This window comes from Bradyrhizobium sp. IAR9, from assembly GCF_013408065.1.
Classification (GTDB): Bacteria; Pseudomonadota; Alphaproteobacteria; order Rhizobiales; family Xanthobacteraceae; genus Bradyrhizobium.
This window is the reverse complement of the sequence record NZ_JACBZW010000022.1, coordinates 83151-96004: the sequence shown is the minus strand read 5'-3', so window position 1 is coordinate 96004 and position 12854 is coordinate 83151. Positions and strand designations below refer to the sequence as shown.

At 64.5% G+C, this 12854-nt stretch carries 14 protein-coding genes; 5 read left to right on the top strand and 9 right to left on the bottom strand.

Going from position 1 to position 12854, the window contains the following annotated elements:
• Positions 1-5 precede the first annotated feature (5 nt).
• Positions 6-1001: a hypothetical protein gene (locus tag GGD67_RS37380; RefSeq protein WP_246784514.1), complete on the bottom strand. Its 996-nt coding sequence runs from the start codon at positions 999-1001 to the stop codon at positions 6-8.
• Positions 1002-1233: 232 nt separating this feature from the next.
• Complete coding sequence (locus GGD67_RS37375) at positions 1234-4725, bottom strand: indolepyruvate ferredoxin oxidoreductase family protein (RefSeq protein ID WP_179739893.1); 3492 nt, start codon at positions 4723-4725, stop codon at positions 1234-1236.
• Positions 4726-5010: 285 nt separating this feature from the next.
• Between GGD67_RS37375 and GGD67_RS37370 the strand changes: the two genes are divergently transcribed.
• Positions 5011-6249, top strand: coding sequence for a cytochrome c (locus GGD67_RS37370; protein ID WP_179739891.1), 1239 nt, complete (start codon positions 5011-5013; stop codon positions 6247-6249).
• Between the two features lie 39 nt (positions 6250-6288).
• Here the strand turns inward: GGD67_RS37370 and GGD67_RS37365 are convergent, their stop codons facing one another.
• Positions 6289-6933, bottom strand: a complete 645-nt coding sequence (locus GGD67_RS37365) for a trimeric intracellular cation channel family protein (RefSeq protein ID WP_018322304.1) — start codon at positions 6931-6933, stop codon at positions 6289-6291.
• 164 nt (positions 6934-7097) lie between these two features.
• On the opposite strand from GGD67_RS37365, the gene GGD67_RS37360 reads away from it, so the two are divergent.
• Positions 7098-7490, top strand: a complete 393-nt coding sequence (locus tag GGD67_RS37360) for a hypothetical protein (RefSeq protein WP_018322303.1) — start codon at positions 7098-7100, stop codon at positions 7488-7490.
• Between the two features lie 77 nt (positions 7491-7567).
• Here the strand turns inward: GGD67_RS37360 and GGD67_RS37355 are convergent, their stop codons facing one another.
• The 3 genes from GGD67_RS37355 to GGD67_RS37345 form a co-directional block, all read right to left on the bottom strand.
• Positions 7568-8377: an oxaloacetate decarboxylase gene (locus GGD67_RS37355; protein ID WP_179739889.1), complete on the bottom strand. Its 810-nt coding sequence runs from the start codon at positions 8375-8377 to the stop codon at positions 7568-7570.
• Between the two features lie 72 nt (positions 8378-8449).
• The gene (locus tag GGD67_RS37350) at positions 8450-8800 is read right to left on the bottom strand and encodes an antibiotic biosynthesis monooxygenase (protein ID WP_026202720.1); all 351 of its coding nucleotides are present in this window, start codon (positions 8798-8800) and stop codon (positions 8450-8452) included.
• A 24-nt stretch (positions 8801-8824) separates the two neighbouring features.
• Positions 8825-9133 carry an NIPSNAP family protein gene (locus tag GGD67_RS37345; RefSeq protein WP_018322300.1) on the bottom strand — a complete coding sequence of 103 codons (309 nt, stop codon included), beginning with the start codon at positions 9131-9133 and terminating at the stop codon, positions 8825-8827.
• 213 nt (positions 9134-9346) lie between these two features.
• Between GGD67_RS37345 and GGD67_RS37340 the strand changes: the two genes are divergently transcribed.
• Together GGD67_RS37340 and GGD67_RS37335 are read left to right on the top strand one after the other, a co-directional pair.
• A complete protein-coding gene (locus GGD67_RS37340) occupies positions 9347-10045 on the top strand; it encodes a helix-turn-helix transcriptional regulator (RefSeq protein WP_177237286.1) in 699 nt (232 codons plus the stop codon).
• 331 nt (positions 10046-10376) lie between these two features.
• Positions 10377-10625 (top strand): GCG_CRPN prefix-to-repeats domain-containing protein, encoded by a 249-nt coding sequence (locus GGD67_RS37335; RefSeq protein WP_026202719.1) that lies wholly within the window; start codon positions 10377-10379, stop codon positions 10623-10625.
• 177 nt (positions 10626-10802) lie between these two features.
• Here GGD67_RS37335 and GGD67_RS37330 read toward each other — a convergent pair whose 3' ends face one another.
• On the bottom strand, positions 10803-11078 hold the full coding sequence (locus GGD67_RS37330) for a twin-arginine translocation signal domain-containing protein (protein ID WP_104461113.1): 276 nt from the start codon (positions 11076-11078) through the stop codon (positions 10803-10805).
• 132 nt (positions 11079-11210) lie between these two features.
• Positions 11211-11525, bottom strand: a complete 315-nt coding sequence (locus GGD67_RS37325) for a hypothetical protein (RefSeq protein WP_179739887.1) — start codon at positions 11523-11525, stop codon at positions 11211-11213.
• Positions 11526-11655: 130 nt separating this feature from the next.
• Here GGD67_RS37325 and GGD67_RS37320 point away from each other — a divergent pair, with 130 nt between their 5' ends.
• On the top strand, positions 11656-12306 hold the full coding sequence (locus tag GGD67_RS37320) for a glutathione S-transferase family protein (protein WP_179739884.1): 651 nt from the start codon (positions 11656-11658) through the stop codon (positions 12304-12306).
• Between the two features lie 97 nt (positions 12307-12403).
• On the opposite strand, the gene GGD67_RS37315 is transcribed toward GGD67_RS37320, so the two are convergent.
• Positions 12404-12751, bottom strand: a complete 348-nt coding sequence (locus tag GGD67_RS37315; protein ID WP_179739883.1) for a hypothetical protein — start codon at positions 12749-12751, stop codon at positions 12404-12406.
• Positions 12752-12854: the final 103 nt, after the last annotated feature.

Below are 12854 nucleotides of genomic sequence, written 5' to 3'. Positions count from 1 at the left end.
CTTCGCTACGAGGCGGTGCTCGGGCGCGCGCGATAACGGAACGCGGTCAGCCCGGCGAACATCAGGCCGAGGACGAGAAACACAGCGCCTCCCTTCACGCCAAAACTGTCCTGGTGTTGGCGCTCGGCCGCGTCGTCGACGATCAGGGGCCGCGCATCAGGTCTGCCCGTGAGATAGCGGATCCTGATCTGTCTGACGGTCTGGACGCCGTTGCGCGTGATCTGCCGCCAGAACGCCGGGCTGATATGGGTCGGTCCGTAGGCCCGCTGTCGTCCGCTCTTGTCGGTCCACGCCAGCGTCACGAGATAGCTCGGGGCCTCACCGGCCTTGTTCACCTCACCGTAGGCGCGGGTCACATCGGCGGTGGCGTCATCGCCATGGGCGAGGATCTCATTCAACGTGCTTTGCTCAATGTAGGAGTTCACCAGCATGTAGCCGCCGAATGGAAGCATCACAGCAGTCAGGGTCCCGAGGATGTAAGGAAAGGGACGCCTTGCTCCGGCGGCGATCGTCGCACTCCTCGGCCCGCCTCGACGCGCCGACCATGTCTGCCATCCGATCACGAGCATCAGGAGCACGGCGCAAACGCCTGCTCCCGCCGCCATGAACCTGGACGTGGACCGGATATGGTTCAGATGGTCGTCGAGATCCTCGACAATGACCGGAAGCGATGCATCGTCGTCAACAGCCTGAATGGGAATCGTCAGGAGCTTGAGCTGGTTGCCAACCATGATCCGCGCCGCATAGGCAGCACTGACCGCAATGCCCGTGCGCTCGCGCTGGACGCCATCCCTGCCGGTCCACTGCAATCCGATCGACAGATTTTCGTCGACATAGCGCGGCCAGCCGCCGTCAAACACGAACGGAAACCGCGGCGAGACGACTTTGGCCGAAATGATCTTTCCGGTGGTGCCATAGCCATCGCGCATGACGCGTTCGATGGCATGCTGATTCCAGAACATCCCCAACGCCGCCAAAACACCGACGGCCAGAAACAGCATCAACACAGTGCGCAATGACATCGATCATCGCCCCGCATAGCGCAGGGCCGCATCGCCCGGCGCGCCTCACTATCGCAAGTTGCTGATATCGCGGCGCCACAACTCTTGTCAAACGGATGAATTGTCGTCCGCTGACTCAGTAGTGTTAGCCGAAGGCGTAATCCGCCGTATTGATCGCCACGGCAACGGATGTGGCGGATTACGCGTCGCTAATCCGCCCTACGAGACCGGCCTACTCCGCCGCGATCTGCCTTGGCGCGGGCGGCGGGTTGGCCAAGTCCGCGGCGAGTTGGGCGTAGCGGGCCTTGGCGTCCGCGACCGCTTTCTCCTTCACCGGGCCGTAGCCGCGGATGCGGTCGGGCAGCGACAGCAGTTCCACCGCGGTGTCGATCGTCACCGGCGACAACAGGCCGAGCACGGTGGCGACGTCCTTCTCGTAGCCGGCGATCAGGTCGCGTTCGAGCTTGCGGTCGGCGCTGCGGCCGAAGATGTCGAGCGGCGTGCCGCGCAGGAATTTGAGTTTCGCCAGCACGCCGAAGACGTTCAGCATCCAGGGGCCGAAGGCGCGCTTCTTCGGGCGTCCCAGCGCGTCGAGGCCACCGCCGAGGATCGGCGGCGCCAGGTTGAAGCTGAATTTGAAGTCGCCCTCGAATTGATCGCGGAGCTGCTGGGCGAAGGCGCCGTCGGTGTAGAGGCGCGCGACTTCGTATTCGTCCTTGTAGGCCAAGAGCTTGGCGTAGTTCACCGCAACCGCGCGCGGCAGCGCATCGCCATAACCGCCCTTCACTGCGGCATCGCGCACCTGGTCGATCAGCTTGCGGTAGCGCTTGGCGAGACGGCTGTTCTGATAGGCAGCGAGGTGCTTGGCGCGGTGCTCGATGACCTCGTCGAGGCTCATGGCGTCCAGCGTCTTGGGCGCAGCCACCTGGTCCGTACCCTTCAGCATGTTGGCAAGACGTGCGGGATCGGCGACCGCGAGCCGGCCGAGGCGGAAGGCTTCCTTGTTCATCTTGATCGAGACGCCGTTGACCTCGATCGCCTGTTCGATCGACTCCGCCGACAGCGGGAACAAGCCCTTCTGATAGGCGTAGCCCATCATCATCATGTTGGTGGCGATGCTGTCGCCGAGCAGCTGCTCGGCCGGCTTGGTGAAATCGAAGAACACCGAGTCCTTGTGCAGCGCGGTCTCCAAGAGCCCGTTCAGCTTGCGGGTCTGGAAGTTGAAGTCGCGGTTAAGGACGAAATCGGCGGTAGGAATGACGTGGCTGTTGATGATGCCGCGCGTCCGCGTGGAGTCGCAGAGCGAGATCGTGTCCTTGGCGACCGCGACCACCTCATCGGCGGCGAGCACGAGATCGGCCGTGCCGGTGACGATGCGCGAGCAGGTCACTTCCGCGGGGTGATCCGACAGGCGGACATGGCTGAGCACCGCCCCGCCCTTCTGTGCAAGGCCGGACATGTCGAGGATCATCGAGGCCTTGCCCTCGATATGGGCGGCCATGCCGAGCAGCGCGCCGATAGTGAGCACGCCGGTGCCGCCGACGCCGCCGACCGCGATGTTATAGGGCTTGTCGAGCGTCGGGCGCGAGGCCGGCTCGGGTAGCGCGCCGATATCGGCAAGCTCGGCCGGCGCACGGTGGCGCGGCTTGCCGCCGTCCACGGTGACGAAGGATGGGCAAAAGCCCTTGAGGCAGGAATAATCCTTGTTGCAGGACGACTGGTTGATGGCGCGCTTGCGACCGAACTCGGTCTCCAGCGGCTCAACCGAGATACAATTCGACTGCACCGAGCAATCGCCGCAGCCTTCGCAGACCGCGGGGTTGATCATGACGCGGCGCGCCGGATCTTCCATCAGGCCGCGCTTGCGGCGGCGGCGTTTTTCGGCGGCGCAGGTCTGCACGAACACGATCGCCGATGTGCCCTTGTGTTCCCGGCACATCTTCATGACGTTCTGCAGCTCGTCGCGATGATAGAGCTTCACGCCCGGCGCGATGGTGCCGGCCGGATAGGCATCGGGCGCCTCCGAGACAAGATAGATCTCGCGGATGCCTTCGGCGTGGAGCTGATGGGTGATCTGCTGCGGCGAGAGATCGCCGTCATGGCGCTGGCCGCCGGTCATGGCCACCGCGTCGTTGTAGAGGATCTTGTAGGTGATGTTGGTCTTGGATGCCACCGCCTGGCGGATGGCGAGAAGGCCCGAGTGGAAATAGGTGCCGTCGCCGAGATTGGCGAAAATGTGGTTCTCGTTGGTGAAGGGTGCGATGCCGACCCACGGCACGCCCTCGCCGCCCATATGCGTAAAGGTCTCGGTCGAGCGGTCCATCCACAGCGCCATGAAGTGGCAGCCGATGCCGGCGAGCGCGCGGCTGCCTTCGGGGACCTTCGTCGAGGTGTTGTGGGGACAGCCGGAGCAGAAATACGGAGTGCGGGAGACAGGTGCGACCGCCTGCATCTGGGTGGCCTGACGGCCGTTGAACCAGTCGGCCTTGGCGCGGAGCATCGAAGCAATCTCAGGATTGAGATCGAGCTTGAGAAGTCGCTCGGTAAGCGAGGTCGCAAGCGAGGCGACGCTGAGCTCGGCGGCGAAGGTCAAAAAGCGCTTGTCGTGCTCGTCCATCTTGCCGACGATGCGCGGGCGCACGTCGTCGCGCCAGTTGAACAATACCTGCTTGACCTGGTTCTCGACGATCTCGCGGCGCTCCTCGACGATGAAGATCTCCTCCAGGCCGACGGCGAATTCATGCACGCCTTCCGGCTCCAGCGGCCACGGCATGCCGATCTTGTAGAGGCGAAGGCCGATCTTGGCAGCGACCTCTTCGGTGACGCCGAGCTCGCGCAGCGCCTGACGGACGTCCTCATAGCTTTTGCCTGACGCCATGATGCCGAAGCGGGCGTTCGGCGAATCCATGGTGACGCGGTTGACCTTGTTGGCGCGCGCAAAGGCGATCGCGGCAAAGCCCTTGTAGTCCTGCAGGCGGCGGTCCTGCTCGAAGCGGTCGTCGGGCCAGCGCAGGTTGAGTCCGCCTTGCGGCATCTCGAAATCGGTGGGGATGATGAACGGCTTCATCTCGTCGGTGAGGTCGATCTCGGCGGTGGTCTCCACCGTCTCCGTGATCACCTTCATGCCGACCCAGCAGCCGGAATAGCGCGACATCGCGATGCCGAGCAGGCCCATCTCGATCATCTCATGGATGCTCGAGGGATAGAGATACGGCATCAAGGCCGACATGAAGGCATGGTCGGACTGATGCGGGACCGTCGAGGATTTTGCGCCGTGGTCGTCACCGGCGAGACAGAGCACGCCGCCGTTCTTGGCCGAGCCTGCGGCATTGCCGTGGCGGAACACGTCGCCGCAGCGATCGACGCCGGGGCCCTTGCCGTACCAGATGCCGACCACCCCGTCATATTTCGCGCCGGGCGAGAGGTTAAGCTGCTGCGAGCCCCAGACGGCGGTGGCAGCCAGATCCTCGTTCACGCCGGGCTGGAACTTGATGTTGTACTGTTCGAGATGCTTGCGGGCGGCAAAGAGCTGCTGGTCGTAGCCGCCGAGCGGCGAGCCGCGATAGCCGGAGATGAAGCCCGCGGTGTTGAGGCCGCTGGCGCGGTCACGCCGGATCTGGGCCATAGGCAGGCGGACCAGGGCCTGGATGCCCGTGGTGAAGACGTGCCCGGTTTCCTGGGTGTATTTTTGATCGAGACTGATCGGACCCTGGTTGATTCCCATGCTGTCCTCTTTATCGCCCTGTTTCAGGTCTTTCCGACTTAAGCCGTTGCCTTCCCGTTGTTTTTAGCTAGGGCGCGCCGACCAATCTCGCCACTCTATGTCGGATATTTCACGATCCGCATCACAAATCTGGACCAAAGGGAGGCCTGGGTAAAAATCGCAATTTCGTGGCCTGAAACACGTTGGGCATTTTCAATTTGTGTCACCATACCCCCACTGTGGCGAAATGAACTGATGCCCCTGTCGTGCCGGGATGCGGGCGATTGGTCGCAGGAGAGACTTTCGATGCGGACGATTCTGGCTGGCGCGGCTGTTGTCGGCTTGGCGTTGTGCAGTGCGGTTGCAAGCGCAGCCCGCGCCGCCGAGCCGTCGCCGGAGCTGATCGCCTACGGCAAGACGCTGGTCGAGGCCGGCGACTGCGCGGGCTGCCACACCGCCGATCCGGCAAAACCGTTCGCGGGCGGCAAGCGCATCGACACGCCGTTCGGCGCGATCTATGCGCCGAACCTGACCCCGGACCGCGACACCGGGATCGGCGCCTGGAAAGATGCCGATTTCACCCGCGCATTGCGCACCGGCGTCGCGCCCGACGGCTCAAACTACTATCCGGCGTTCCCTTATCCCTACTTCACGAAGATGACGAAGGACGACACGCTGGCGATCCGCGCCTATCTCGGCACGCTTGCGCCCGTCGTCAGCCGCAACAAGCCGCCGGAGCTGCGCTGGCCGTTCGGTTATCGCGGCCTGATGCGGATCTGGAACGCGATGTATTTCAAGCCCGGCCTGTTCGAGCCGGACCAGGGCCAGAGCGCGGCCTGGAACAGAGGTGGCTATCTCGTCACCGGGCTCGGTCATTGCGGCGCCTGCCACACGCCGAAGAACTATTTTGGCGCGGACAAACCGGCGCAGGCGCTCTCGGGCAACGAGGTCGGCGGCTGGTACGCGCCAAGGCTCGACGGCGCCTCCCGCACGGGCCTGAAGTCGTGGAGCGAGGCGGACATCGCCGAATATCTGCAGAGCGGGCGCAATGCCAGGAGCCATGCCGGCGGGCTGATGGCGGAGGTGGTCGTCGACTCGACCGCGAAGATGAGCGATGCCGATGTGCGCGCGATCGCGGTGTACCTGAAGAGCCTGCCGCCGTCGCGGCGCGAGACCATCGTGACGCCGCCCGATGATGCCGAGATGAAGGCGGGCCAGGCGGTCTACGCCAAGCTCTGCATCGCATGCCATGAAGCCGACGGCACGGGCGCGCAGCGGATCTATCCGCCGCTGCCCGGCAATGCGCTGCTGCAATCGATCAATCCGTCCTCCACCTTGCGCATCATCCTCGACGGCGCCCACACCGTGACCACCCCGCGCGCGCCCAACACCGGCGAGATGCCGCCCTATGACAGGCTGTCCAATGAGGAGATCGCTGCGGTGACGAACTACATCCGCAACGCCTGGGGCAATGCGGCCCCCCTGGTGACGCCGGCGCAGGTGGCGAAGGCCAGGAAGCAGGGGCGAATGGGGAGTGGCGAATAGCCAGATCTATCCGCTATTCGCCGTTCGCGCGCGCGGCGCTCACCTCTCCTCATCCCCGGTGAACACGAATTTCGGCATCTCCCATTTGTAGCGCACCGCGAGCAGGCGGAAGCTGAGACCGAGCACGAAGGTCAGGATGGTCCAGAGCTCGGCATTGAGGTTGAGGCCGAAGGCGGTGGCGTAGAACAGTCCCGTCACGACCGAGACGCTGGCGTAGAGTTCGGATCGGAACAGCAGCGGCACGTCGTTGCAGAGCACGTCGCGCAACACGCCGCCGGCGCAGCCCGTCACCATGCCCGACACGATCACGATCGGCAGCGAGGCATCCATCTGCCAGCCGACATTGCAGCCGATCATGGTGAAGACGACGAGGCCGATGGCATCGAGCACGATGAACGCGAGGTGCAGCCGATGCACCAGCCGCGCGATCAGGATCGTGAGCAGCGCCGCGCCACCCGGCAGCGCGAGGTAGATTGGGCTCGCCACCCACACCAGCGGGTAGTGACCGAGAAACAGGTCGCGCAGCGTGCCGCCGCCGAGCGCGGTCACGCAGGCGAGAAGACAAACGCCGACATAGTCCATGCTGCGCCGGCCGGCGGCGAGTGCCGCCGTCATGCCCTCTGCCGTGATGGCGACGAGTCCCAGAAGATGCAGCACGCTATCCGTTGGCGGCAGGCTCCACATCGGCTTGTTCCCTTCGTCGCGGCCATGGAACCGCGCCCAGTTCCCAGCCAGACAGGTTCCCGATTCCCGCCGGGAGGGCAACATCCGACGAAAGCATAAAACGGGCGGAACAGAATCTCGCATCCCCGGGTTGTCACGGCGCAATCAACGAGGAGATTGAATCGATGGCTGACGACCGTTTTCCCAACGATCCGTACCGCCCGAACCTCGCCGACGATGAGTATCTTCGCGCGGCGCGCCGGGATGCCGACCTTCAGGCCGATCCCGAGCTTGGCGAAGGCCCCGCCTCCAGCGGCAAGGTTGCGTTGTTCGCCGTTGCGATTGCGCTGGTGCTGGGTGCCGTGTTCTACGGCCTGAACAATACCACCACTAGCAACCAGGCCAGCAACGCACCGGCCTCGCAGACGGCACAGACGCAGCCCACCAATCCGGCCGCGCCTCCCGGCATGCGCGACGTGACGCCACCGCGCAACAACGCCGAGCCGGGCGTGACCACGGGTGCGGCGCCGAGCAAGCCGGCCCCGGATACGCAGAAGCCGTCTGACGGCGCGAAGTAACACTTAGCAATAGCGCGTGTAAGCGGCGGGACTCAAAAAGTCCCGCCGCTTTTCGTTTCCTGGGCTGATCGTCGCCTCTAGCTGAACATCTTGTTCAGCTCGCCGCCGGGATAACCGCTGCCGAGCTCGGTGAACGTACCCTTCTCCGCCATCTCCTTTGCGGCGCGCATGAAGCCGCCCCAGGCAGCGCGGGCGAGCGAGCCGCCGACGCTGATCCGGCGGACGCCGAGATCGGCGGCCTCTTGCAATGATAGGCCGGAGGCACCGATCAGAAGATTGAACGGTTTGGGATGCACCGCCTTCACCACGGCGCTGATGTCCTCACGGGTCTTCAGGCCCGGCGCATAGAGGCAGTCGGCGCCGGCATCGGCGTAAGCGGTGAGCCGGTCGATGACCAGCTTCAAGTCGGTCACGCCCCACAAATACGCTTCGCAGCGGCCGACCAGCAGCGTGCCGCTGTCGCCGATCGCCTTGCGCGAGGCCTTGATGCGCTCGACCGCGAGTGCGCGATCGTAGAGCGGCCTGTCCTTGTCGCCGGTGGAATCCTCGATCGACAAGCCGGCGACGCCGGTGCGCACGCAGCGCTCGACATTGTCCGCGACCCTGTCGGGCTCGACCGCAAAGCCGCCCTCGAAATCGGCGTTGACGGGGATGTCGACGGCCGAGCTCAATGCTGCCAGGTGCTGACAGACCTCCTCGACGCTGACGTGGTTGTCGGCCTTGCCGATGGTCCAGGCGAAGCCCGCGCTCGACGACGCAATCGCCTTGAAACCGAGATGCTGCAATGCCTTGGCGCTGCCGTTATCGACCGGATTGGGCAGGATGAAGCACCCGCTTTCGTGCATCTTCTTGAAGGTCGCGCGCTTGTCCGCGGTCGTGACGTGCATGTTTCTTCTCCCTTGTTGGCCGCGCAGACATAGGCGCGCTAACACGGCAGCGCCAGTGCGCGCCCGGCAGCGCTAGTGCGCGTCGTGCACCGCCCGGCTGTCCTTCGGCGCCTGCTCGCGATCATTCATGCCGTAGTCCCTGACGACGCTGGCGATGCGCAAATGATAATCGGCAAAGATCTGCGCCCTGCCCTTCGCCTGGGTGCGGCGGTGCTCCATCGTGTTGCGCCAGGCCTGCACCGCCGCCTCGTCGCGCCAGAACGACACCGACAGGATCTTGCCCTTCTCGGTCAGGCTCTCGAAGCGCTCGACCGAGATGAAGCCGTCGATGGTTTGCAGGATCGGCTTCAGATCGGCTGCGAGGTCGAAATAGTCCTGGCGGTGTTCCGGCTTCGGCCAGACCTCGAAGATCACGGCGATCATGGGCATCTCCTGCTGCTATCGGGCCTACAATACCACCTTGCGCAGGAAGGTGCGCTCTTCAGCGAGGATGAATTTGTGTTCCTCGGCGAAATGGAAATTCGCCATGCCCTCCGCATCCTGCCGCAGCCGCGCGCGATAGGCCTCGTATGCGGCCAGACTCTCGAAGCTGATCAGCCCGAAGGCGATGTTGTTGGTGCCCTCATGCGGCATGAAATAGCCGATCAGGTCACCGCCGCATTTCGGGATGATGGTGAGCCAGCGCTTCGAATATTCCTCGAACTGCGCGCGCTTGAACGGGTCGATCTGGTAGCGGATGAAGACGGTGACGGACATGATGGCTCCTGTTTTCTTCCGTCACTGCGAGCGCGGTCTCGTAGGGTGGGCAAAGGCGCGTCAGCGCCATGCCCACCATTTCTTCGTAATAGCAACAGAACGTGGGCACGCTTACGCTTTGCCCACCCTACGGCTTCGGCTCCTCGCAATGACGTGTTTGCAGCAACACGCTACGCCCTTGCCCGACCACAATGCTTCGGCTACCATCGAAGCATGAAATCAGGACCCGACATCGCCCTGGTCGCTTCGCTGGTCGGCGATCCCGCGCGCGCCAACATGCTCACCGCGCTGATGAACGGCCGCGCGCTCACGGCGAGCGAGCTGGCGCAGGAGGCCGGCATCACGCCGCAGACTGCGAGCTCGCATCTGGCCAAGCTCGAGGCCGGCGGGCTGGTCGAGCCGGAGAAGCAGGGCCGCCACCGCTACTATCGCCTCACCGACGACGACGTCGCCAGCGTGCTCGAGGGCCTTGCAGGCCTTGCCGCGCGCACCGGCCACATGCGCGTGCGCACCGGGCCGAAGGATCCCGCCTTGCGGCGCGCGCGGATCTGCTACGACCACCTCGCCGGCGATCTCGGCGTGCAGATGCTCGATTCCCTGCGCGAACGGCATCTGGTCAAGCAGAAGAAGCAGGACATCGAGCTGACGGCCGAGGGCGAACGCTTTCTCGCCAGGCATCTGCAGATCTCGCCCGGCATGCTCACCCATCCGAGGCGGCCCGTGTGCAAGGCCTGCCTCGACTGGAGCGAACGGCGCCATCATCTCGCCGGCACACTGGGGGCCGCCATGATGCAGCGCTTCGCCGAGCTGAAATGGGCGGCGCGCGACGCCACACCCGGCAGCCGCGTCGTCAACTTCACCCGCACCGGCGAGAAGCAGTTTGCCGCGCTGTTCGGCGACGGGAAGGACTGATCCGCGCGCCGCCACACCGGAAGTGCGCGCCTCAAATGCTCCCGGCCCCGGCGTCGTAGAGGATTGCTGCCGGGCCGGCCGCCGACGCCAGTGTCTGTCGCGCCAAGCCGCATGCCGGGAACGTTCATGCCGCATTCAGGTCATGATTGGCAGGTTTGGATCGCGCCGTGCCGGCATGTTGCAAAATTAACATGTCGAATCGTGTCTTTTGATTCATTGTGCGCCGCAAGCGCCAAGCTCCCAAAGACTTGCTCCAAAGACCTGCCTCCCGAGAGTTGCCTCCAAAGACTTGCCCCCAAAGACTTGCCCCAAGGACGAGAAGGAAGATCACATGAAATACCTGTTCGCCGCCGCCATGCTCGCCAGCGCGGTTGTCGGTTTCAGCGAGGCCGCCAGCGCCGCGCAGGGTTGCGGCCCGGGTTGGTATCGTGGCGCCTACGGCGGCTGCCGCCCGATGCGCGGCGCGGTCGTCGTGCGCCCCGCCCCGGTGGTGGTCGCTCCGCCAGTCGTCGTCGTGCCGCGCGCGCGTGTGTGCCCCTATGGCTTCCGCTGGTACGCCGGCCGCTGCCGCCCGTTCTGATCTCTTTGCATCGCAAAGATGGCCGCGCAGGTTCAGCCTGCGCGGCCATTTTCGTTTTCAGGCTTGTTCGTTTTCAGGCTTGCCGCCGACTAATCGTCCGCCGTGGATTTTGAGCGGCCTGGAATCGAAACGGGGACCGCGGCTGCGGTCCCCGTCCAATTCGCGGCTTGCCGCGGCTCACCAGTGGCGGCGGTGCCAGCGCCGGCGACGCCAGCCCCAATGACGGTGACCCCAGCCCCGGTGGCGGCCATGCCAGTGAACCTGTTCCGGCGTCAGCTTGGCGGCTTCCTCGCTGGTGGTGACGGCAGGATGAGCGTCGGGGTTGCCTTGCGGCATGCGCGCGGGATCGCCGACCGGCTGCGGCGACAACGGCGCGGCCTGCGCGGTCGCGGCGAAGGCGGCGGCGCCCGCCGTCACTCCCAATGCAAGTTTCAAAAAGTTCCGGCGCTCCATGACATGTCCTCTAGGCTATCGAGCAAGTGATGCAGAGGGAGTGTCGCGGTCACGACATGAACCAAGGCTGAATCCTGTGTTCAGATTCAGAAATGAAGTGAGATGGAGAATTCGTAGCCTGGATGGACCTCGCTACTTCGCAAACTCCTGCGCCAGCACCAGCGTCTCGCGCGAACGCCTGACATCGGGCCAGTCGCGGTTGAAATCGGCGACGAGCTGGTTGAGCGCATCGCCCTTCAGCATCGCCGCGAGCTTGGCCTCGTCATCGAACTGATACATCGCCTGATGCAGCGAGGGATCGTCCAGGCTCCAGAATCGCCAGGCTTTGCTCACGCCGAATGCCTTCACCGCGTCGGGCACATGTTCCGTCTCGTACCATCGGTCAAAAGCGGCGCGCTTGCCGGGATCGGTGACGATGGCGCGAACGACGAAGAAGGCAGCGGGCATCGGGTTTCCTCCTGTTGTTTGGCGCGAACCTAGCCGGATAAGCCGCCGCCGACAAAAAGAGTTGGCGCGGGTGTCGGAACGGACGCCCTTCGCTCGTCCTTTGTTTCGAACCAGGACACGGAGACAGCAAATGGCCGACCTCACCCTGACCACCTTCAATTGGGTTCCCGAACCGCCGCGAGGATTCGTGCGCGACCTTCGCGTGCGCTGGGCGCTCGAAGAGGCCGCGCTGCCCTATCGCGTCGCAAGCGCCCCATTCGACGATCGCGGCGCCGCACATTTCGCGCATCAGCCTTTCGGCCAGGTGCCCTGGCTGACCGACGGCGACCTCTCGATCTTCGAGACCGGCGCGATCCTGCTGCATCTCGGCGGGCTCAGCGAGAAACTGATGCCATCAGATCCGCGCGGCCGCACTGAAGCGACGGAATGGGTGTTCGCGGCGCTCAATTCGGTGGAGATGGCCAGCCTGCCCTGGGGAATGTCGAAGTTCATGGGCCATCCGACCGACACGGCGGCGTGGAAATTCGTCGACGACTTCCTCAAGCTGCGGCTGAAGCATCTCGAGCCGGTGCTGGCCGGCCGCGAATGGCTGGCCGGCTCCTTCTCCGTCGCCGACATCCTGATGTCGGACGTGCTGCGCGTCGTCGATGGTTTTGGTGGCCTGGCGGACAGTCCTGCCTGCCGCGCCTACGTCGCGCGCGCCACGGCCCGCCCGGCCTTCATCAAGGCCCATGCCGACCAGATGGCGCATTTCGCTGCGGCGGATAAGGCACGCGCGTAGTTCGTAGGGCGAATTAGGCGAAGCCGTAATCCGCCAACGCCTGCATCCGGCGATAAAGACATTGGCGGATTGCGCTGTCGCTAATCCGCCCTACACCTCACACCAGCTTCAGCGGCGCGTCGGCGACCACGCGCAGGTCGATGCTGCCGATCAACGCCGCCCGGCGTGCCTCCGCAGCACTAATGGCGTCGTCCGTCTGCCGCAACGTGCTGACGTTCGAGCCCAGCGACACGATCCCCCCCAGCACCAACGCGATCGATCCGAGGGCCGCGGTCTGACCAAAGCCAAACACACCGAGGATCGTGATCAGCAACAGCGCGGCCCCACCGCCGATCGCGATCTTGGACGCCAGGATGTACTTCCGGCACCGCTCGGCGATCTCGGCAAGAGCCTCGATCCGGTCTTCGATATCGGAGATTTCGTCGGTCGGATCGTCTTCGGTCATTGGATCGAGGATGCCAAATCAGCAGGACGCGGTATCCCGCATGCGCAAAGCGACATGCGGAACCTCTGCAAAAACCCGGATGTCGCTGCGCTCATCCGGGCTA

What these genes read in the sequence shown, in the direction of transcription:
- GGD67_RS37380 (WP_246784514.1), bottom strand. Translation starts at nt 1,001, where the DNA reads ATGCTGTTTCTGGCCGTCGGTGTTTTGGCGGCGTTGGGGATGTTCTGG.
- GGD67_RS37375 (WP_179739893.1), bottom strand. Translation starts at nt 4,725, where the DNA reads ATGGGAATCAACCAGGGTCCGATCAGTCTCGATCAAAAATACACCCAG.
- GGD67_RS37370 (WP_179739891.1), top strand. Translation starts at nt 5,011, where the DNA reads ATGCGGACGATTCTGGCTGGCGCGGCTGTTGTCGGCTTGGCGTTGTGC.
- GGD67_RS37365 (WP_018322304.1), bottom strand. Translation starts at nt 6,933, where the DNA reads ATGTGGAGCCTGCCGCCAACGGATAGCGTGCTGCATCTTCTGGGACTC.
- GGD67_RS37360 (WP_018322303.1), top strand. Translation starts at nt 7,098, where the DNA reads ATGGCTGACGACCGTTTTCCCAACGATCCGTACCGCCCGAACCTCGCC.
- GGD67_RS37355 (WP_179739889.1), bottom strand. Translation starts at nt 8,377, where the DNA reads ATGCACGTCACGACCGCGGACAAGCGCGCGACCTTCAAGAAGATGCAC.
- GGD67_RS37350 (WP_026202720.1), bottom strand. Translation starts at nt 8,800, where the DNA reads ATGATCGCCGTGATCTTCGAGGTCTGGCCGAAGCCGGAACACCGCCAG.
- GGD67_RS37345 (WP_018322300.1), bottom strand. Translation starts at nt 9,133, where the DNA reads ATGTCCGTCACCGTCTTCATCCGCTACCAGATCGACCCGTTCAAGCGC.
- GGD67_RS37340 (WP_177237286.1), top strand. Translation starts at nt 9,347, where the DNA reads ATGAAATCAGGACCCGACATCGCCCTGGTCGCTTCGCTGGTCGGCGAT.
- GGD67_RS37335 (WP_026202719.1), top strand. Translation starts at nt 10,377, where the DNA reads ATGAAATACCTGTTCGCCGCCGCCATGCTCGCCAGCGCGGTTGTCGGT.
- GGD67_RS37330 (WP_104461113.1), bottom strand. Translation starts at nt 11,078, where the DNA reads ATGGAGCGCCGGAACTTTTTGAAACTTGCATTGGGAGTGACGGCGGGC.
- GGD67_RS37325 (WP_179739887.1), bottom strand. Translation starts at nt 11,525, where the DNA reads ATGCCCGCTGCCTTCTTCGTCGTTCGCGCCATCGTCACCGATCCCGGC.
- GGD67_RS37320 (WP_179739884.1), top strand. Translation starts at nt 11,656, where the DNA reads ATGGCCGACCTCACCCTGACCACCTTCAATTGGGTTCCCGAACCGCCG.
- GGD67_RS37315 (WP_179739883.1), bottom strand. Translation starts at nt 12,751, where the DNA reads ATGACCGAAGACGATCCGACCGACGAAATCTCCGATATCGAAGACCGG.